Origin of the sequence: Cellulomonas pasadenensis (genome assembly GCF_047229365.1) — a bacterium.
Classification (GTDB): domain Bacteria; phylum Actinomycetota; class Actinomycetes; order Actinomycetales; family Cellulomonadaceae; genus Cellulomonas.
Window position 1 is genome coordinate 1 of record NZ_JBFTEP010000071.1, and the last position, 19756, is coordinate 19756.

Consider the following 19756-nt stretch of genomic DNA (forward strand, 5'->3'; position numbering starts at 1 on the left):
CGCGTGGGCCGACCGCGACCCGGCGGCCGCCCGCCGCCTGACGGCCGCGCGCGCCGAGGTCGGCGCGCTGTCGGAGCAGTGGTCGGTGCCGGTCGAGAACCTGCTGCAGCCGGACCTCCTGCGCCGGGTGTGCTGGTCCCCGCCGCAGCCCGCGGACGCCGCCGCGATCGCGGAGGCGCTCCGGGCCGGCGGCGCGCGCGAGTGGCAGGTCGAGCTCGTCGCGGAGCGGCTCGCCGAGGCGTTCACGAGCTCCTGACCGGCGCGGTCGTGCCCCCGCTCGCGCGGGGAGCCGCTGTTACTCTTGAGTAACTTCGCGCGTCCGGGGACGATGGCCCCGACACGCACCGGGCCCCGCCGGGCGCCCACCGGACACCGCCGTCCCGCAGGAGGATCGATGCCGACCTCGTCCCCGCCCACCGTCCGCCGCGTCGTGTTCGTCGACGGCGTGCGCACCCCCTTCGGCCGCGCCCGCAAGGACGGCCTCTACGCCCACACGCGCGCCGACGACCTCGCCGTGAAGACCGTCCGCGAGCTGCTGCGCCGCCACCCGCAGCTGCCCCCGGAGCGCGTCGACGACGTGGCGCTCGCCGCGACGACGCAGCAGGGCGACCAGGGGCTCACGCTCGGGCGCACCGTCGCGATGCTGTCGGGGCTGCCGCCGACCGTGCCCGGCTTCGCCATCGACCGCATGTGCGCCGGTGCGATGACCGCCGTCACCACCACCGCCGCCGCGATCGGCGTCGGCGCGCAGGACGTGACGATCGCCGGCGGCGTCGAGCACATGGGCCACCACCCGATGGGCTTCGACGCCGACCCGAACCCGCGCTTCATGGCCGAGCGGCTCGTCGCCGCCGACGCGCTCAACATGGGCGTCACCGCGGAGAACCTGCACGACCGCTTCCCGGCGCTGACCCGCGAGCGCGCCGACGCGTACGGCGTCGCCAGCCAGGAGAAGTACGCCGCGGCGCTCGCCGCCGGCCGGATCGACCCCGACCTCGTGCCCGTCGCGCTCCGCGACCCCGAGCACGGCTGGGGCCTCGCGACGGCCGACGAGCCGCCGCGTCCCGGCACGACCGTCGAGGCGATCGCCGGGCTCCCGACGCCGTTCCGTCCCGGCGGGCGCGTCACCGCCGGCACGTCGGCGCCGCTCACCGACGGCGCCGCCTCGTGCCTGCTCGCGGCCGAGGACGTCGCCGAGGAGCTCGGGCTGCCGGTGCGGATGCGCATGGTGTCCTTCGCGTACGCGGGCGTCGAGCCCGAGGTCATGGGCCTGGGGCCCGTGCCGGCGACGGAGAAGGCGCTCGCGCGCGCCGGCCTGACCATCGACGACATCGGGCTGATCGAGATCAACGAGGCCTTCGCGGTGCAGGTGCTGTCCTTCCTCGACGCGTTCGGCATCGCCGACGACGACCCGCGCGTGAACCCCTACGGCGGCGCGATCGCCGTCGGGCACCCGCTGGCCTCGTCCGGCGTGCGGCTCATGACGCAGCTCGCCCGGCAGTTCGAGGAGCGCCCCAAGGTCCGCTACGGCCTGACGACGATGTGCGTCGGGCTCGGTCAGGGCGGCACGGTCGTCTGGGAGAACCCGCACTTCACGGAGGACGCGCGATGAGCACGAGCACGCCCGCACCCCGCCCCGAGCGCGTCACGCACGCGCACGTCCGCGACGTCCGCCTGCCCGGTGGGCTCGGCACGCTCGCCCTCGTGACGGTGGACAACGGCCTCGACCACACCAAGCCGACGACGTTCGGCCCGCAGGGCGTCGCGGAGCTCACCGCCGCGCTGACCGCGGTCCGGGAGCGCGTGGCGGCCGGCGAGGTCGCCGCGGTCGCCGTCACCGGCAAGCCGTACTACCTGGCCGCCGGCGCGGACCTCACGCAGGTCGCGACCGTGACGACCCGCGAGCAGGCGCTCGAGCTCGGGCGCGGGGGGCATGCGGCGTACCGGCTGCTGAACGACATGGGTGTGCCGACGTTCGCGTTCGTCAACGGCGCCGCCCTGGGCGGCGGGTTCGAGCTGGCGCTCGCGTGCGACTACCGGACGGTCGCCGCCGACGTCCGTGCGCTCGCGCTGCCGGAGACGGGCCTCGGCCTCGTGCCCGGGTGGGGCGGGGCGTACCGGGTGCCGCGGCTCGTCGGCATCGAGAAGGCGCTCGAGGTCGTGCTCACGCGCCCCGCGGCGAACAAGCCGTACACGGCGGCGCAGGCCGCGCAGGTCGGGCTCGTCGACGTCGTGCTCGACGCCGCGGACTTCCTGGAGGAGTCCGTGCGGTGGGCGGCGCGCGTGCTCGACGGCGCGGTCGTCGTGGAGCGCCGTCCGCTCGACGACGCGGCGACGTGGCAGGCGGTCACGGCCGCCGCCCGCGAGCGCCTGGACGCGACCGTGCACGGCTCGCGCCCGGCGCCGTACCGCGCGCTGGAGCTGCTGGCGGCAGCGCGCGACGCGGACGTCGACGCGGCGTACGCCGCCGAGGACGAGGCGCTCGCCGACCTCATCATGAGCGACGAGATGCGCGCGAGCGTCTACGCGTTCGGGCTGGTGTCGGGCGGCAAGAAGCCCGAGGGCGCCCCGGACCGGTCCCTCGCGCAGCCCGTCACGCGGGTCGGGGTCGTGGGCGCAGGACTCATGGCCTCGCAGATCGCCGTGCTGTTCGCGCAGCGGCTCGGTGTGCCGGTCGTCCTGCGGGACATCGACGAGGCGCGGGTCGAGCACGGGCTCGCGGCGGTGCGGCAGCAGGTGGAGCGGCTCGTCACGTCGGGCCGGATGACCCCCGACGCCGGTGCACGCATCACCGCGTCCGTCACGGGCTCGACGGAGCTGTCGGTGTTCGCGGGCTGCGACCTGGTCATCGAGGCCGTCACCGAGGTGCTCGACCTGAAGAAGCGCGTGTTCGCGGAGCTGGAGCAGGTCGTCGGTCCCGACACGGTGCTGGCGACGAACACCTCCGCGCTGTCCGTGACGCGGATGGCCGCGGACCTGCAGCACCCCGAGCGGGTCGTGGGCCTGCACTTCTTCAACCCGGTGGGCGCGATGCCGCTGGTCGAGGTCGTGCGGGCCGAGCGGACGTCGGACGCGGCGCTCGCGACCGGCTTCGCCGTGGTGCAGACGCTGCGCAAGACGGCCGTGCTCGTCGCGGACCGGCCCGGGTTCGTGGTCAACCGGCTGCTCGTGCTGCTGCTCGGGAAGATCGTCGAGGCGGTCGAGCAGGGCACGCCCGTCGAGGTGGCCGACCGCGCGCTCGACCCGCTCGGCCTGCCGATGCCGCCGTTCGAGCTGTTCGACCTCGTCGGCCCGGCGGTGGGGCTGCACGTGCTGACGTCGCTGCGGGAGGACCTGGGCGACCGGTTCCCGCGCTCCCCCGGGCTCGAGAAGCTCGTCGCGGACGGCACGTCGGTGGTCCGCCCGGCGCCCGCCAAGGGGCTGCCCAAGCGCGTCGACCCGGCGGTGCAGGCAGTGTTCGACGCGGCGCGCGACACCCCGGCGCAGGGGACGCCGCTCGACGAGGCCGGCGTGCTCGACGCCGTCCTCACGGCCCTCACGGTCGAGATCGGGCACATGCTCGACGAGGGGGTCGTGGCGACACCGCAGCAGGTCGACCTGTGCATGATCCTCGGGGCCGGGTGGGGCTTCCACCTCGGCGGGATCACGCCGTACCTGGACCGCACGGGCTACAGCGAGCGCGTGCTGGGCCGCCGCCTTCTCCCGGACGGCGTCGCGAACGTCCCCGGCCGCTGACGTCCGGCGGGGCCCCTCGGCGAGGTCGCGGGGAACGTGCCGGGTCGCGGGCTGCAGCCCGCGACCTCGGCATGTCCCCGCGACCTCGCGGCAGGGACGGGGTGCGACGTGGTTGCGGCGGGTGGTGGCGGTGCGGTTGGGTGACCGCGTGCCCGCCACGCTGCCGCCGCTGACGTTCGCCGACGACCTCGACCGTGCGGCGCTGGTGGCGGCGACGCGGGACGTCGCCACGCTCGTCGCCCGGCGGGAGGTCGTCGACGCGTGGGACGCCGAGTCGTCCTGCGCCGGCATGAGCGTCGGCGCGCTCGCGCACCACCTGGCGCTGCAACCGCGTCGCGTCGTCGAGGTGCTCACCGCACCCGCCCCCGCCCCCGGCGCGGCGCTCGTCACCGTCGACGCGCACTACGCGCAGGCGGTGTGGCTCCAGGAAGACCTCGACGGCCCCTCCAACGTCGGCGTGCGGACGCGGTCGCAGCAGGCCGCCGCCGACGGCCCCGCGGCGGTGGACGGCATGCTCGCCGCGACCCTCGCCGCCCTCGACGGCGCCCTCGCGCACGCCTCGACCACCGTGCTGGTGCCGTGGACGGGCGCCGCGATGGCGACCGACGACTACCTCGTGACGCGCCTGCTGGAGATGGTGGTGCACGCGGACGACCTCGCGTCGAGCGTCGGCCTGCCGACCCCCGAGCTGCCCGCGGGCGCCGTGGTGCCCGTGCTGCGCACCCTCACCGACCTCGCGGTGCGCCGGCACGGCCAGGCCGCGCTCGTGCGCACGCTCACCCGCCCGCAGCGCGCTCCCGCGACGGTCGCGGCGTTCTGAAGGCGGCACGAAGGGACCGGCACTCGCTCCCCAGCCTCGTAGTTCGTGGCCGCCCGTCGTCGGGTCTCTCCGCGACGCTACGCCAGCCTGCCCAGGAACGTACTGACCGCCAGGGCGTCCACCCCGTCGCTCCCCCGCCACCAGCACACGGGGTACATCCGCTCGACGTGGTGGTGAGGCGGGAGGGCACGCTCGTCGTACCGGGCGAAGCCGGTCATGTACCCCGGATGCGCGGCCGTACGTAGGACGCCGCACAGACCGAGGATGTCCAGCAGCGACGAACGTTCGTCCCGGTTGCCGCGGATCAGGCCGAGGCGGTCACGCACCGACGTGGCAGTTTCACGCGGCGTCGCTGCCCGGAGAACCTCCAGGAGCCGGTTACCCAGCGCGACCGCCGCCTCGTCGACGGGTTCGCGTGGCGCGCGAGCGAACTGCTCCAGGTCGAACGCGATGTACCTGATGTCGTCATGGCGGACACCGCCCCACCGGAAGCGCTCGAAGTTCAGCACGTTGACGTCCTGAGGCTCTGCGAGACCGGGCATGCCGCAGACCGCGCACAGGAAGCCCTCGTCGTCGGCTTCGTACTCGTGCCGCGGGAGGTGACGCGCCACCGCATACGACCCCAGCGCCGAACGAAGGTCGAGCCGACGGGACCGGAGCGAGCCGACGAACGCGTCGGAGACCTCGTCGAGGGTCAGCGCCTCCGCCGCCCGCCGTGCGGCGTCGACCCAGGCGTCGTGGTCGCGGAGCACCGGGTCGCGGAACATGATCCCGCTGGTGACCGCCCGGTCGAGGTCCGCACCGACCGGTATTCGCGGGGGCAGACGCCAGCCCTGCGGGGACCAGAAGGCGTCCATGAGCGGGCGCAGTGCCTTCGGGCCAACCTGGTAGTGCTCCACGTCGTCATGGTGGCCGCCCCGACGCGGAGACCGTGACGCCGCGCCGTCCCTGCCCGCGTTCTGACGCTCAGAACGTCGTCAGCCCGCGGGCGCGGAAGACGTCGCGGACCGCCTCGGTGGCCTCGCGCGACGGCGGCTCGACGGCGCCGAGCTCGTACCGCATGCCGAGCTCCGCCCACTTGTCGCGGCCCATCTGGTGGAACGGCAGCACCTCGACGCGCTCGACCGCCGGCCCGAACGACACGACGTGGTCGGCGACCGCTGCGACGTTCTCGGGGGCGTCCGTGAGTCCCGGGACGAGTACGAAGCGCACCCACATGCGCGTGCCGCGCGCGCCCAGGCGGCGGCCGAAGTCCACCGTGGGCTGCAGCTCGCGCCCGGTCGCGCGGCGGTGGGTGTCCGGCAGGCCCGACTTCACGTCGAGCAGGACGAGGTCGACGTCGTCGAGCATCGCGTCGGTCGCGTGGGCGCCGAGGAAGCCGGAGGTGTCGATCGCGACCGGCACGTCCATCGCGGCCGCGCCGGCCACGAGACGACGCACGAACGCCGGCTGCATGAGCGGCTCGCCGCCGCTGATGGTGAGCCCGCCGCCCGTCGCGCGGAACACGCCGCGGTAGCGGGCGACCTTGGTGAGGATCTCGTCGGCGGAGACGTCCGTGCCCCGGCGCATCTCCATCGTGTCGGGGTTGTGGCAGTACAGGCACCGCAGCGGGCAGCCGGACAGGAACACCGTCAGGCGCGTGCCCGGGCCGTCGACGGCGGTGACGAGCTCCCACGAGTGCACCGACCCGAGCCGGCCCTCGCGGACCGCCGCGAGCCGCTCCGCCCGCTGCGCGTCCGTGGGCTCGAGGCCGGCGGTGCCGTGCCCGTGCGTGCGGGTGCGCGAGCCGCCGACGAGCGGCGTGCCGAGCGGGACGACCGGGGCGCCGGTCTGCTCGGTGGTGGTCGTGGTCACGAGGACCTCCGCGGGTCGTGGGCGGTGCGAGTGCGGGTGCGGGTGCGGGTGCGGGTGCGGGTGGGTGTGGCCCCGGTCCGGCCGTCAGCCGGGCCGGACCGGGGCCGCGTCGGTGGGTCAGACCCCGCCGTGGAACGTCCGCGACAGCACGTCGAGCTGCTGCTCGCGCGTGAGGCGGACGAAGTTCACGGCGTAGCCGGACACGCGGATCGTCAGCTGCGGGTAGTTCTCCGGGTGCTCCATCGCGTCCACGAGCGTCTCGCGGTTCAGCACGTTGACGTTCATGTGGTACCCGGACGACAGGACGTACGCGTCGAGGAGCCCGACCAGGTTGCCGACCTGCTCGTCCTTCGTGCGGCCGAGGCCGGACGGGACGATCGACGAGGTCAGCGAGATGCCGTCCTGCGCCTCCGAGTAGGGCAGCTTCGCCACCGACAGCGCCGAGGCGAGCATGCCGTGCGTGTCGCGGCCGTTCATCGGGTTGGCGCCGGGCGCGAACGGCTCGCCGGCCTTGCGCCCGTCCGGGGTCGAGCCGGTGGCCTTGCCGTACACGACGTTCGACGTGATCGTCAGCACGGACTGCGTGTGCAGCGCGTCGCGGTACGTCGGCAGCGCCCGGATCTTCTCCATGAAGCGCCGCACGATCCACACCGCGATGTCGTCGGCACGGTCGTCGTCGTTGCCGTACGTCGGGAAGTCGCCCTCGACGACGTACTCGGTGACGAGCCCGTCGGCGGTGCGCAGCGGGCGGACCGTCGCGTGCTTGATGGCCGAGAGCGAGTCCGTGACGACGGACAGGCCGGCGATCCCGCAGGCGAGCGTGCGCAGCACCGTGCGGTCGTGCAGCGCCATCTCGATGCGCTCGTACGCGTACTTGTCGTGCATGTAGTGCACGCAGTTGAGCGCGTCGACGTACGTCTCGGCGAGCCAGTCCATGGTCCGGTCGAACTTGGCCAGCACGTCGTCGTAGTCGAGGACCTCGCCCTCGACCGGCGCGGCGACCGGTGCGATCTGCTTGCCCGTGACCTCGTCGCGGCCGCCGTTGATCGCGTAGAGCAGCGCCTTGCCGAGGTTCACGCGCGCGCCGAAGAACTGCATCTGCCTGCCCACCCGCATCGGGGACACGCAGCACGCGATGGCCGCGTCGTCGCCCCACGAGGCGCGGATGAGCTCGTCGGACTCGTACTGCACCGCCGAGGTGTCGATCGAGACCTGCGCGCAGTACCGCTTGAAGCCCTCCGGCAGCCGCTCGCTCCAGAACACGGTCATGTTCGGCTCGGGCGCCGGGCCCAGGTTGTACAGCGTCTGCAGGTAGCGGAACGACGTCCTGGTGACCAGCGGGCGGCCGTCCTCGCCGATGCCGCCGATGGACTCCGTCACCCACGTCGGGTCGCCCGAGAACAGGTTGTCGTACTCCGGCGTGCGCAGGAACCGCACGATCCGCAGCTTGATCACGAAGTCGTCGATGATCTCCTGCGCCTGCTCCTCGGTCAGCGCCCCCGACTCGAGGTCGCGCTGCAGGTACACGTCGAGGAACGTCGAGGTGCGGCCCAGCGACATCGCGGCGCCGTTCTGCTCCTTCACCGCGGCCAGGTAGGCGAAGTACAGCCACTGGACGGCCTCGCGGGCCGTGGTCGCCGGCTCGGAGATGTCGTAGCCGTAGGACGCGGCCATCTGCTGGAGCTCACCGAGGGCGCGGACCTGCTCCGCCAGCTCCTCGCGGTCGCGGATGACGTCCTCGACCGAGCGCTCCATGTCGAGGGAGGCCTTCTCGAGCTTCTTCGCGGCGATCAGCGCGTCGACACCGTAGAGGGCGACGCGGCGGTAGTCGCCGATGATGCGGCCGCGGCCGTAGGCGTCGGGCAGGCCCGTGATGATGTGCGAGCTGCGCGCCGCCCGCACGTTCGGCGGGTACACGTCGAAGACCCCGTCGTTGTGGGTCTTGCGGTACTTGGTGAAGATGTCGACGACCTCCTGCGGCGCCTCGTAGCCGTAGGTCTCGAGCGACGTCTGGACCATGCGCCAGCCGCCGTTCGGCATGATCGCGCGCTTGAGCGGCGCGTCGGTCTGCAGGCCGACGATCACCTCCTCGTCCCGGTCGATGTACCCGGGCGCGTGGGACGTGATCGTCGACGGCGTCGTGGGGTCGACGTCGTGCACGCCCTTCTCGCGCTCGGCGGGGAACATCGCGCTCAGCTTCGCCCAGATGCCCGTGGTGCGGGCGGTGGGGCCGGCGAGGAAGCTCGCGTCACCGGTGTACGGCGTGTAGTTCCGCTGGATGAAGTCGCGGACGTCGACGGTGTCGGTCCACGGCCCGGTGACGAAGCCCCGCCAGGCCGCGGGTACGGCGGTGTCGCTGCGGTCGCGGGGCACGGCGGTGAGGGACATCTGACGCTCCTGGTGTGGCGGGGTCGATACCTCGACGCTAGGAGCGCGGTGATGGGATGTCTCGGGACCTCGGTCCCGACCCGGCGGTCAGCTGTGCGCGCGAGCCGTCAGCCGTGCGCGGCGAGCCGTCAGCCGTGCGCCGCGAGAGCGGTGAGCACGTCCGCGGCGACGTCGTGCGGACGCAGACGCAGCTGGTCGACGATCTCGTCGCGCGACGCGTGGTCGAGGAACGTCGACGGCACGCCGACGGACTGCACGGGCGTCGCCACGTTCGCCTCGCGGGCACGCTGCCCCAGCAGCGCACCGACGCCGCCGTCGACGAGCCCGTCCTCGAGCGTCACGACGTGGTCGTGCTCCCCCGCGAGCTTCACGAGCGCCGCCGGCACCGGGAGCACCCAGCGCGGGTCGACGACCGTCACCGCGAGCCCGTGGCCGGCGAGGATGTCCGCGGTCGCGAGCGCCGTCGTGGCCATCGGGCCGACGCCCACGACCAGCACGCGGCGGCCGTCGCCCTCGTGCCGGGCGAGCACGTCCACGCCGTCGACCTCGTCGACCGCGGGGATCTCGTCGCCCATCGCCCCCTTCGGGTACCGCACGACGGTCGGCGCGTCGTCGACGTCCACCGCCGTGCGCAGCGCGGCGCGCATGGTCGCCTCGTCGCGCGGCGCCGCGAGGCGCAGCCCGGGGACGACCGCGAGCATCGCCATGTCCCACATGCCGTTGTGGCTGGCGCCGTCGTCGCCGGTGATGCCGGCGCGGTCGAGCACGAACGTCACGCCGGCGCGGTGCAGCGCGACGTCCATGAGGACCTGGTCGAACGCGCGGTTGAGGAACGTCGCGTACACGGCCACGACCGGGTGCAGACCGCCGTACGCCATGCCCGCGGCGGACGTGGCGGCGTGCTGCTCCGCGATCCCGACGTCGAAGACGCGGTCCGGGAACTCGTCCGCGAACGGCGCGAGGCCCACGGGCTGCAGCATCGCGGCGGTGATCGCCACCACGTCGGGGCGCCGGCGACCGATGCGCACGATCTCGTCGGCGAACACGCTGGTCCACCCGAACCGCGAGGGCGCGAGCGGCAGGCCCGTCTCGGGGTGGATCTGCCCGACCGCGTGGAACCGGTCCGCGACGTCCTGCTCGGCCGGTGTGTACCCGCGGCCCTTCTCGGTGATGACGTGCACGATGACGGGGCCGCCGAACGCCTTCGCGCGGCGCAGGGCCGTCTCGACCGCCGGCTCGTCGTGGCCGTCCACCGGCCCGATGTACTTCAGGCCGAGGTCCTCGAACATGCCCTGCGGCGCGACGACGTCCTTGATGCCCTTCTTGATGCCGTGCAGCGCCTCGTACGCCAGCCGCCCGGGCGGGCCGGACCGGCGCAGCGTCGACTTGCCCCACGACAGCACCGACTCGTACCGCCGCGTCGTGCGCAGCGCGTCGAGGTGCTGCGCGAGGCCGCCGATCGTGGGCGCGTACGAGCGGCCGTTGTCGTTGACGACGACGACGAGCCGGCGGTCCGCGCCCGCGGCGATGTTGTTGAGGGCCTCCCACGCCATGCCGCCGGTCAGCGCGCCGTCGCCGATGACGGCGACCGTGTGCCGGTCGGCCTCGCCGCGCAGCTGCCGCGCCTTCGCGATCCCGTCCGCCCAGGACAGCGCCGTCGACGCGTGCGAGTTCTCGACGACGTCGTGCTCCGACTCCGCCCGGCTCGGGTAGCCGGAGAGCCCGCCGCGGCGGCGCAGCGCCGAGAAGTCGCGGCGGCCCGTGAGCAGCTTGTGCACGTAGGCCTGGTGGCCCGTGTCGAAGACCATCGTGTCGTGCGGGGACGCGAACACGCGGTGCAGCGCGATCGTCAGCTCGACCACGCCGAGGTTGGGACCGAGGTGCCCGCCCGTGCGGGAGACCTGCTCGACCAGGAAGTCGCGGATCTCCGCGGCGAGGCGGTCGACGTCGCCCGCAGGCAGGGCGCGCACGTCCTGCGGCGACGTGATGCGGTCCAGCAGTCCCACGAGGTCTCCTCCCGGTGCGGCGACCCTGCCGCGCGGCGACGGGACGTCCTCAGTGACGGACCAGTCTAGGCGCCCGCCGCCCCCGCGGCGTGCCGCTGCGCGGACCGCTCAGCGCGCCCTCAGCACCCCTCAGCTCGCGGGCCGCGGTCCCGCGGGTGGCCTCCGGCGGGGCGCGACCGCGTCGCCCCGCCGCCGCCGCCGGCGCAGGACCACGACGAACGCCCACACGAGCAGCGCGAGCACCACCACGACGAGCACCGGCAGGAACACCGCGACGAGGCTCAGGCCGACCGACATGCCGTCCTCGACGGTCGAGACCACCGGTCCCCCGACGCCGCCGGTGGCCGCGTTCACCACCGGCCGGGCCGTCGCCTTGCCGGCGTGCACGAGCGCCGCGACGACGACGCCGGCCGCCACGGCGACCCACGGGTGGTCCTGCACCCACGTCGACCCCTCGAGGTCCTCCGCGGCCGCCGTCGCGGCGAAGACGACGCCGCCCGTCGCGGGCCGGATCACCGTCTGCACGGCGTCGTTGACGGTGTCGACGAGCGGCACCTTGTCGAGCACGACGTCGGTGAGCAGCAGCACCGCGCCCACGCCGATGGCCCACCAGCTCTCCATCCACGTGAGCGCGTCGGGCAGGTGCACGACGTCCGTGAGCCGCGCCAGCAGCGCCACGACGAGGAACGGCACGTAGGCGTTGAGCCCCGCGGCCGCGGAGAGGCCGATCCCGGTGAGCGCGACGAGCATGCGCGGACGATACCGGGGCCGGGTCGTCCGCGGCCCCGCCGGGTAGGATGCGTCGGAAAGGGGACACCCATGCGCTTCCTCCCGGGCCACGCGCCCACCTCCGACCTCACGTACGGCGACGTCTTCCTCGTCCCGTCCCGCTCCGAGGTCACCTCCCGCTTCGACGTCGACCTGACGTCCGCCGACGGCACCGGCACCACGGTCCCGCTCGTCGTCGCCAACATGACCGCCGTCGCCGGCCGCCGCATGGCCGAGACCGTCGCGCGCCGCGGCGGCATGGCGGTCCTGCCGCAGGACATCCCCACCGAGGTCGTCGCCGAGGTCGTGGCGGACGTCAAGGGCCGTCACCCGGTCGTCGAGACGGCCACGGTCGTGGGCCCGCACGACACCGTGCACACGGCGCTCACGCTCATCGCCAAGCGCGCGCACGGCGCCGCCGTGGTCGTCGACGACGGCCGCCCGGTCGGCGTGGTGACCGAGGCGGACTGCCGCGGCGTCGACCTCTTCACCCAGGTCGACCAGGTGATGACGCCCGATCCCACCACGGTCGACCTCGCGGTCGTCGAGGAGCACGGCGCGCGCGGCCTCGAGGACGCGTTCGAGCAGCTGCACCGCGAGCGGCGCCGCTTCTCCCCCGTCGTGCGCGACGGCCGCCTCGTCGGCGTGCTCACCCGCGTCGGCGCGCTGCGCTCGTCCATCTACACGCCCGCGCTCGACGCGGACGGCCGCCTGCGCATCGCCGCGGCCGTCGGCATCAACGGCGACGTCAAGGCGAAGGCCGCCGAGCTGCTCGAGGCGGGCGTCGACACCCTCGTCGTCGACACCGCGCACGGCCACCAGCGCAAGATGCTCGACGCGCTCGCCGCGGTCCGCTCGGTCGACCCGCAGGTGCCGGTCGTCGCCGGCAACGTCGTGACCGCCGAGGGCGTGCGCGACCTCGTCGAGGCCGGGGCGGACATCGTCAAGGTCGGCGTCGGCCCGGGCGCCATGTGCACGACGCGCATGATGACCGCCGTCGGCCGCCCGCAGTTCTCCGCCGTGCTGGAGTGCGCCGCCGAGGCGCGCCGGCTCGGGCGGCACGTGTGGGCCGACGGCGGCGTGCGGCACCCGCGCGACGTCGCGCTCGCGCTCGCAGCCGGCGCGTCGCAGGTGATGGTCGGCTCGTGGTTCGCCGGGACGCACGAGTCCCCCGGTGACATGCACACCGACGGCCAGGGCCGGCAGTACAAGGAGTCGTTCGGCATGGCGTCCGCGCGGGCCGTGGCCGCCCGCACGCGCGGCGGCTCGGCGTTCGACCGCGCGCGCAAGGCGCTGTACGAGGAGGGCATCTCGTCCTCGCGCATGTACCTCGACCCGCGCCGCCCGGGCGTCGAGGACCTCGTCGACCACATCACCGCGGGCGTCCGCTCGGCGGCGACGTACGTCGGCGCGACGACGCTCGAGGAGCTGCACGAGCGCGCCGTGGTGGGGATCCAGTCCGCCGCGGGGTACGACGAGGGCCGGCCGCTGCCGGACGGCTGGTGACCGCGTCGCCGAGCGCGCCCGGGGGTGGGCCGCGACCCGTCCTCGTGCTGACCCACGCGCCCCACGAGGGCCCCGGGCTGATCGGCCGGGCGCTGGCCGGCGTGCCGCACCGCGTGCGGACGGTCCTCGACCTGCACGAGCCGCGGCTGCCGGACCCCGCCGACCTGGCGGGCCTCGTCGTCATGGGCGGGCCGATGGACGCCGACGACGTCGCCGGGCACCCCGGGCTCGCGGCCGAGCGCGCGCTGCTGCGCGCGGCGGTCGACGCCGACGTGCCCGTCCTCGGCGTGTGCCTCGGCGCGCAGCTGCTCGCCCTGGCGCTCGGCGCCGCGCTGCACCGGCGCACCGCGCACGAGGTCGGCTTCGCGCCGGTCGAGGTCGTCGCGGACGACCCGGTGGTCGCGGCGCTCGGCGCGGTCGGCGCACGGCCCACGGTCCTGCACTGGCACTCCGACGAGGTCGACCTGCCCGACGGTGCGACGCTGCTCGCGTCGTCGGAGGTCACCCGGGTGCAGGCGTTCCGCGCCGGCTCCGCCGTCGGTCTGCAGTTTCACCCCGAGCTCGACGCGGCGATGCTCGACCTGTGGCTCGCCACCCCGGACATGACGGGCGACCTCGACGACGGCGAGGCGGACGCGATCCGCGCGGCCGGCGCCCGGCACCTGCCGACGCTGCTGCCGGCCGCGGAGAAGGCGTTCGGCGCGTTCGCCGACCGGGTGCGGGCGCGCGGGTGACCGCGTCGCCCGACGCGCGCGCCGAGCTGCGTCGCATGGTCCGCGCGGGCGTGCGCTGGCCGGGCGACCCCACGGGCCTCGCCATGGACCCGGCGCGCGTGCGGCGGGCCGCGGTGCTCGTGCTCTTCGGCGTGCTCGACGCCGTGCCGGCCCACGGGCGCGGTGACGGGCACGTGCCGGCCGACCTCGACGTGCTGCTGCAGCGTCGCGCGGCGACCCTCGGGCACCATCCCGGGCAGGTCGCGTTCCCCGGCGGGGGCATCGACCCCGACGACGACGGGCCGGTCGGCGCGGCGCTGCGCGAGGCCGTGGAGGAGACCGGCCTCGACCCGAGCGGCGTCGACGTCCTCGGGGAGCTGGCGGAGATCGCGTTGCCCGTCAGCGACAACCTCGTGACGCCCGTGGTGGGCTGGTGGACGCGCCCCTCGGCCGTCGCGGCCGTGGACCACCGCGAGGCGGTCGACGTCTTCCGTGCGCCCGTGGCCGACCTGCTTGACCCGGCACGCCGAGCGGTCGTCGTGCACCCCGTCCGGCGGGGGCGCGTCCGCACGCCCGCGTTCCAGCTGGACGGCGACGTGCTCGTGTGGGGCTTCACCGCGATCGTGCTGTCGGGCATCTTCGACGCCCTCGGCTGGACCGTGCCGTGGGACGACTCGCGGACCGTCACCCCGTGACCGCGCCGCTCCCCCGGCACCCGCTGATCGAGGTCGACGTCGACGCGGACCTCGCCCGGGCACTCCTGCGCGAGCAGCACCCCGACCTCGCCGGCCTGCCCCTGCACGGTCGCACCAACGGCTGGGACAACCTCACGTGGCGGCTCGGCGACGACCTGGCGGTGCGGTTCCCGGTGCGCGCGCTGTCGTCCGAGCTGGTCGAGCGCGAGCAGCGGTGGCTGCCGGTGCTCGCCGGGCGGGTGCCGGTGCCCCTGCCCGTCCCGCTGCGCGCCGGCCGCCCGGGTGCCCGCTACCCGTGGACGTGGAGCGTCGTGCCCTGGCTGCACGGCGACGTCGTCGCGGCCACGGAGCCGACGTCGCGCACGGCCTGGGCGCCGGCTCTCGCCGACGCACTCGCCGCGCTGCACGTGCCGGCGCCGGCCGACGCCCCGCCGAACCCCTACCGCGGCGTGCCGCTGGCCGAGCGCGACGACGTCGTCGTCCCCCGGTTCACCGACGCCGTCCCGCACGTCGACGCGCTGCGCGCCGCATGGGGCGACGGGCTCGCGGCCCCGCCGTGGGCCCGCCCGGCGGTGTGGCTGCACGGCGACCCGCACCCCGGCAACCTGGTGAGCCGGGACGGCGCCCTGGCGGGCCTGCTCGACTTCGGCGACCTGACCTCCGGCGACCCGGCGTCCGACCTCGCGACGGCGTGGCTCACGTTCGACGCGGCGGGCCGGGCGGCCTTCCGCGCCCGCACGGACGCGCTGCGCGGGTGGGACGACGCCACGTGGGTGCGTGCCCGCGCGTGGGCGGCCGCCCTCGTCCCCGTGCTGCTGGCGCACCCCGACGAGTACCCGCTCATGGCCGCGGTCGGCCGGCACGCGGCCGAGCAGGTGGCGGAGGCCTGACCACATCCCCGGCGGCCTCGACCGCGCCGGGGACGGCGGGCGCTCACGGCCAGACGTGCGCCACGGTCCGCTCGTACGAGCGGCGGACCATCGCCTCGAGCACGTCCAGGTCGACGGTGTCGAGGCGCTTGAGGTACAGGCACGACGCGCTGGTCGTGTGCGGCCCCAGGCGCGCCAGGTCGTCCTCGAACCCGTCGAACCCGAGCGGGAGGTACACCGTGGTGCTCGCCCTGCGCGGTGAGAAGCCGGCCGCCGCGGCGTCGCCCTCGCGCCCCGACGCGTACCGGTAGTGGTACCGGCCGAACCCGACGATCCCACCGCCCCACATCCGCGCCGGCTGGCCCGTCGCGCGCTCGTGGAGCGGGACGAGGAGCCGCGCCTCCGCGCGGCGTCGCGCGTCCGGGACCGCCGCGAGGAACGCGTCGACGTCGCCCACGCCCTCACCCGCACCGTGCACCGTGTCCGCCACGGACCGAGCATGGCACCGCCCACCGACGGCGCGGAAGCCGCGGCTGCCCGCGACGCACCGACGCGGGGACGGCGACGGCCCGCCGGCTCCCCCGAGGGGGGCCGGCGGGCCGTGGACCGTGCGCGTCGTCAGCCGACGAGCGAGCGCAGCACGTACTGCAGGATGCCGCCGTTGCGGTAGTAGTCCGCCTCGCCGGGGGTGTCGATGCGGACGACCGCGTCGAACTCGACGACCGAGCCGTCGCCCTTCGTCGCGGTGACCCGCACCGTGCGCGGCGTGGTGCCCTCGTTGAGCGCCGTGACGCCCGCGATGTCGAAGGTCTCCGTGCCGTCCAGGCCGAGCGAGTCGGCCGTCTCGCCCTCGGGGAACTGCAGGGGCAGCACGCCCATCCCGATGAGGTTCGAGCGGTGGATGCGCTCGAACGACTCGGTGATGACGGCGCGCACGCCGAGCAGGCGGGTGCCCTTCGCGGCCCAGTCGCGCGACGACCCCGAGCCGTACTCCTTGCCACCGAGGACGACGAGCGGGATGCCGGCGTCCTGGTAGGCGACGGAGGCGTCGTAGATCGTCGTCTGCTCGCCCGTGAGGTGGTTGACCGTGAAGCCGCCCTCGACGCCCGGGACGAGCTGGTTGCGCAGCCGGATGTTCGCGAACGTGCCGCGGATCATGACCTCGTGGTTCCCGCGGCGCGAGCCGTAGGAGTTGAAGTCGCGGCGCTCGACGCCGTGCTCCGCGAGGTACAGGCCCGCGGGGCTGTCGGCCTTGATCGAGCCGGCCGGGCTGATGTGGTCGGTGGTGACCGAGTCGCCGAGCTTCGCCAGCACGCGTGCACCCGAGATGTCCGTGACCGGCTCCGGCTGCGCGCCCATGCCCTCGAAGTACGGGGGCTTGCGGACGTAGGTCGACTCGGCGTCCCACGCGAACGTGTCGCCCTCGGGCGTCGGCAGCGACCGCCACCGGTCGTCGCCCGCGAACACGTCGGCGTAGTCCGACTCGAACATCTGCCGGTCGATCGAGGCGTCGATCGTCGCCTGCACCTGCTCCGGCGCGGGCCAGATGTCCCGCAGGAACACGGGCTCGCCGGCCTCGGTGGTGCCGAGCGGCTCGTTCTCGAAGTCGAAGTCCATCGTGCCGGCCAGCGCGTACGCGATGACGAGCGGCGGCGACGCGAGGTAGTTCATCTTCACGTCGGGGTTGATGCGCCCCTCGAAGTTGCGGTTGCCGGAGAGCACCGAGACGACCGACAGGTCGTGCTCGTTGACCGTCGCGGAGATCTCGTCCGCGAGCGGGCCGGAGTTGCCGATGCACGTGGCGCACCCGTAGCCGACCAGGTGGAAGCCGAGCTTCTCGAGGGACGGCCACAGGCCGGCCTTCTCGTAGTAGTTCGTGACGACCTGCGAGCCCGGCGCCATCGACGTCTTGACCCACGGCTTGGCCGTGAGCCCCTTCTCCACCGCGTTCTTCGCGAGCAGCGCGGCGGCGAGCATGACCGACGGGTTGGACGTGTTCGTGCAGCTCGTGATCGACGCGATGACGACGTGGCCGTGGTCGAGCTCGGTCGTCGTCCCGTCGGCGAGCGTGACCGGCACGCGCTTGTGGGGACGGCGCGCCGCGTCGCCGCGCTCCACCTGCGACGGCTTGTCCGAGCCGTCCGTGTGCTCGCCGGCGGCGATCGGGTCGGAGGCCGGGAACGTCTCGACGACCGACTCGTCGAGACCGGTGAACGACGCCGCCTCGTGCGGGTCGACGTAGTCGAGGATCGAGGTCGCGAACGACTCCTTGGCCGCCGACAGCTCGATCCGGTCCTGCGGGCGCTTCGGGCCGGCGATCGACGGGACGACCGTCGACAGGTCGAGCTCGAGGTACTCCGAGAACACGGGCTCGACGTAGGACGCCGCGCTCGGGTCGTGCCAGAGGCCCTGCTCCTTGGCGTACGCCTCGACGAGCGCGAGCTGCTGCTCGGACCGGCCGGTCAGGCGCAGGTAGTCCATCGTCACGCCGTCGATCGGGAAGATCGCGGCGGTCGAGCCGAACTCCGGGCTCATGTTGCCGATGGTCGCCCGGTTGGCCAGCGGCACCGACGCGACGCCGTCGCCGTAGAACTCGACGAACTTGCCCACGACGCCGTGCTGACGCAGCTGCTGCGTGATGGTGAGCACCACGTCGGTCGCGGTCACCCCGGACGGGATCCGCCCGGTGAGCTTGAAGCCGACGACGCGCGGGATCAGCATCGACACCGGCTGGCCGAGCATGGCCGCCTCGGCCTCGATGCCGCCGACGCCCCAGCCGAGGACGCCGAGGCCGTTGACCATCGTCGTGTGCGAGTCGGTGCCGACGCACGTGTCGGGGTACGCGCGGCCGTCGCGGACCATGACGCCGCGGGCCAGGTACTCGATGTTGACCTGGTGGACGATGCCGGTGCCCGGGGGGACGACCTTGAAGTCGTCGAAGGCCGTCTGACCCCAGCGCAGGAACTGGTAGCGCTCACGGTTGCGCTCGTACTCCAGCTCGACGTTGCGCTCGAAGGCGTCCCGACGGCCGGCGACGTCGATCTGCACCGAGTGGTCGATCACGAGCTCCGCCGGCGCGAGCGGGTTGATCCGCGACGGGTCGCCGCCGAGGTCGCCGACGGCCTCGCGCATCGTGGCGAGGTCGACGACGCAGGGCACGCCGGTGAAGTCCTGCATGATCACGCGCGCGGGCGTGAACTGGATCTCGGTGTCGGGCTGCGCCGTCGGGTCCCAGCCGGCGATCGCGCGGACGTGGTCCGCGGTGATGTTGGCGCCGTCCTCCGTGCGCAGGAGGTTCTCGGCGAGGATCTTCAGGCTGTACGGCAGCCGCTCCACACCGGGGACCGCGGAGAGTCGGAAGATCTCGTACGAGTCGTCACCGACCTCGAGCCTTCCCTTCGATCCGAAGCTGTCGACGCTGCTCACGTGGGCTCCTTCGCTGGCGGGTGGCCGGGCGGTTCGGGGCCCGGCGGGGGCGGCCGGCGTCCAGCCTAGGACCGGGCGGCGCGACCGCGTGACGGGTCGCCGCCACCACCGGCAGCGGCACCCGTCGCAGATATCTCGATGTCGAGATACATCCTACCCGCTCGCCGGGCAGCCGTGCACGCAGGACGCGCCCGCGTCGCGCCCGGCCGGCGATGCTGCCGACGTCCGCCCCGACGTCCGCGCGCGCACGAGCGCGTCGCGTGCTCGGTGCGACACGTGCTCGGTGCGACGCGCGCTCAGTGCGGCGCTCGCTCCGCCTCGGCCCGCACCGCCTCGGCCGCACGCCGCTCCGCCTCCACGGCGCGCTGGTGCGCACGGCGGTCGTACTCGGCGGTGCCCTGCTTGTAGAGCTCCTGCGTCGCGACCCGGCTCGCCTCCGCGAGTCGCTGCCGCGCGTCCTGGGTGCCGGTCATGGTCCGCTCCCTCCGCCCCGGCCCGCGTCGTCGCCGGCCTGCTGCCCACGGTAGGACGGTCCCGCGCCGGGGTCGAGGGGGCGCCCCCGCCGGCCGGGCGCCGCCACGGCCCCGGGCGCCGTCTGCCGTCGCAGCACCGTCGTCCGTCACCTGCCGCAGAGGGGGGAGCACCGACGCGCCCGGCGGTGAGCACGGCGGACCGCGCCCGCCGTGCCCACCGTCGCAGGCACGCTCACCGCGTGAGGACGGCGACCGCCTCGAGGTGGTGCGTGTGCGGGAACAGGTCGTACCCCGTGATCGCGACGTCGGTCCAGCCGTGCGCGCCGAGCAGCGCGACGTCCCGCGCCAGGGCCGCCGGGTCGCACGCGACGTAGACGACGCGGTCCGGCCCCAGCGCCGCGACGGCGTCCACGACGCCGCGTCCCGCGCCCGTGCGCGGCGGGTCGAGCACGACGACGTCCGCGCGCGCGGCGACCGGCGCGCCGCCACGCCCGCGCAGGGCG

15 protein-coding genes and 2 pseudogenes are annotated in these 19756 nt (G+C 74.6%); 8 read left to right on the forward strand and 9 right to left on the reverse strand.

Annotation, left to right across the window (positions count from 1 at the left end; genetic code table 11):
* The 4 genes and pseudogenes from AB6N23_RS11205 to AB6N23_RS11220 all read left to right on the forward strand — a co-directional run.
* A pseudogene (locus AB6N23_RS11205) lies at window positions 1-256 on the forward strand (ribonuclease D); the annotation flags it as partial.
* A gap of 138 nt (window positions 257-394) precedes the next feature.
* On the forward strand, window positions 395-1612 hold the full coding sequence (locus tag AB6N23_RS11210) for a thiolase family protein (protein WP_412866148.1): 1218 nt from the start codon (window positions 395-397) through the stop codon (window positions 1610-1612).
* A complete protein-coding gene (locus AB6N23_RS11215) occupies window positions 1609-3735 on the forward strand; it encodes a 3-hydroxyacyl-CoA dehydrogenase NAD-binding domain-containing protein (RefSeq protein ID WP_412866149.1) in 2127 nt (708 codons plus the stop codon). The genes AB6N23_RS11210 and AB6N23_RS11215 overlap by 4 nt, the downstream gene beginning before the upstream one ends.
* Window positions 3736-3883: 148 nt before the next feature.
* Window positions 3884-4555 (forward strand): maleylpyruvate isomerase N-terminal domain-containing protein, encoded by a 672-nt coding sequence (locus AB6N23_RS11220; protein WP_412866150.1) that lies wholly within the window; start codon window positions 3884-3886, stop codon window positions 4553-4555.
* Window positions 4556-4632: 77 nt separating this feature from the next.
* Here AB6N23_RS11220 and AB6N23_RS11225 read toward each other — a convergent pair whose 3' ends face one another.
* The 5 genes from AB6N23_RS11225 to AB6N23_RS11245 form a co-directional block, all read right to left on the reverse strand.
* Window positions 4633-5454 carry a hypothetical protein gene (locus AB6N23_RS11225; RefSeq protein ID WP_412866151.1) on the reverse strand — a complete coding sequence of 274 codons (822 nt, stop codon included), beginning with the start codon at window positions 5452-5454 and terminating at the stop codon, window positions 4633-4635.
* A gap of 67 nt (window positions 5455-5521) precedes the next feature.
* On the reverse strand, window positions 5522-6409 hold the full coding sequence (gene pflA / locus AB6N23_RS11230) for a pyruvate formate-lyase-activating protein (RefSeq protein WP_412866152.1): 888 nt from the start codon (window positions 6407-6409) through the stop codon (window positions 5522-5524).
* A 117-nt stretch (window positions 6410-6526) separates the two neighbouring features.
* Window positions 6527-8797 (reverse strand): formate C-acetyltransferase, encoded by a 2271-nt coding sequence (gene pflB / locus AB6N23_RS11235; protein ID WP_412866153.1) that lies wholly within the window; start codon window positions 8795-8797, stop codon window positions 6527-6529.
* A 128-nt stretch (window positions 8798-8925) separates the two neighbouring features.
* Window positions 8926-10803, reverse strand: a complete 1878-nt coding sequence (gene dxs, locus AB6N23_RS11240; protein WP_412866154.1) for a 1-deoxy-D-xylulose-5-phosphate synthase — start codon at window positions 10801-10803, stop codon at window positions 8926-8928.
* Between the two features lie 129 nt (window positions 10804-10932).
* Window positions 10933-11553, reverse strand: a complete 621-nt coding sequence (locus tag AB6N23_RS11245) for a DUF4126 domain-containing protein (RefSeq protein WP_412866155.1) — start codon at window positions 11551-11553, stop codon at window positions 10933-10935.
* A 69-nt stretch (window positions 11554-11622) separates the two neighbouring features.
* Between AB6N23_RS11245 and AB6N23_RS11250 the strand changes: the two genes are divergently transcribed.
* From AB6N23_RS11250 to AB6N23_RS11265, 4 genes are read left to right on the forward strand one after another with little or no spacing between them, the layout of a single operon-like run.
* Complete coding sequence (locus tag AB6N23_RS11250; RefSeq protein ID WP_412866156.1) at window positions 11623-13077, forward strand: GuaB1 family IMP dehydrogenase-related protein; 1455 nt, start codon at window positions 11623-11625, stop codon at window positions 13075-13077.
* The gene (locus AB6N23_RS11255; protein ID WP_412866157.1) at window positions 13074-13811 is read left to right on the forward strand and encodes a type 1 glutamine amidotransferase; all 738 of its coding nucleotides are present in this window, start codon (window positions 13074-13076) and stop codon (window positions 13809-13811) included. Before AB6N23_RS11250 ends, AB6N23_RS11255 begins: the two co-directional genes overlap by 4 nt.
* Window positions 13812-13846: 35 nt before the next feature.
* Window positions 13847-14485, forward strand: coding sequence for an NUDIX hydrolase (locus AB6N23_RS11260; protein ID WP_412866162.1), 639 nt, complete (start codon window positions 13847-13849; stop codon window positions 14483-14485).
* Entirely contained in the window at window positions 14482-15375 is an 894-nt protein-coding gene (locus tag AB6N23_RS11265; protein WP_412866158.1) for a phosphotransferase, read from the forward strand. Before AB6N23_RS11260 ends, AB6N23_RS11265 begins: the two co-directional genes overlap by 4 nt.
* A 43-nt stretch (window positions 15376-15418) precedes the next feature.
* Here AB6N23_RS11265 and AB6N23_RS11270 read toward each other — a convergent pair whose 3' ends face one another.
* The 4 genes and pseudogenes from AB6N23_RS11270 to AB6N23_RS11285 all read right to left on the reverse strand — a co-directional run.
* The gene (locus AB6N23_RS11270; RefSeq protein ID WP_412866159.1) at window positions 15419-15844 is read right to left on the reverse strand and encodes a DUF1801 domain-containing protein; all 426 of its coding nucleotides are present in this window, start codon (window positions 15842-15844) and stop codon (window positions 15419-15421) included.
* A gap of 128 nt (window positions 15845-15972) precedes the next feature.
* The gene (locus AB6N23_RS11275) at window positions 15973-18780 is read right to left on the reverse strand and encodes an aconitate hydratase (protein ID WP_412866160.1); all 2808 of its coding nucleotides are present in this window, start codon (window positions 18778-18780) and stop codon (window positions 15973-15975) included.
* A gap of 296 nt (window positions 18781-19076) precedes the next feature.
* Window positions 19077-19253 (reverse strand): translation initiation factor 2, encoded by a 177-nt coding sequence (locus AB6N23_RS11280; RefSeq protein ID WP_412866161.1) that lies wholly within the window; start codon window positions 19251-19253, stop codon window positions 19077-19079.
* 232 nt (window positions 19254-19485) lie between these two features.
* A pseudogene (locus AB6N23_RS11285) lies at window positions 19486-19756 on the reverse strand (class I SAM-dependent RNA methyltransferase); the annotation flags it as partial.